The following is a 269-nucleotide window of genomic DNA, read 5'->3' as shown; positions in this document are numbered from 1 at the left end:
CCCATCGCCAGGCTCCTGGCGCCAGCGTATCAGTAAGATGGCGCGCCCGCATCCGCGGTGTCGCGGCGCCAGGCCTCCTGTCCGTCCGGACGACTCTCCTCTCCTCCTTCCCGCGGATCCAGTTCCAGCGCGATATCCGCCGCGAACATATAGCCCCAGCCATGCACCGCGCGGATCGGCAAGGTCATGTGATTGGCTGTCGCCTTGCGCCGCAGCCGGCTGATCATGACGTCTACGAAGCGGCGCCGCGTGATGGCGCCGTCGGCGTC

At 68.0% G+C, this 269-nt stretch carries 1 protein-coding gene; it reads right to left on the bottom strand.

All coding sequences use genetic code 11. From position 1 onward, the window contains the following. Positions 1 to 29: 29 nt before the first annotated feature. Positions 30 to 269 (bottom strand): helix-turn-helix domain-containing protein (locus SB751_RS30970; RefSeq protein ID WP_410749144.1); only part of this gene is annotated, 240 nt, incomplete at its 5' end.

Origin of the sequence: Cupriavidus sp. SIMBA_020 (assembly GCF_046535395.1) — a bacterium.
Lineage (GTDB): Bacteria > Pseudomonadota > Gammaproteobacteria > Burkholderiales > Burkholderiaceae > Cupriavidus > Cupriavidus campinensis.
Note: the sequence above shows the minus strand (reverse complement) of the source record. Positions and strands in the feature narration are given on the sequence as shown.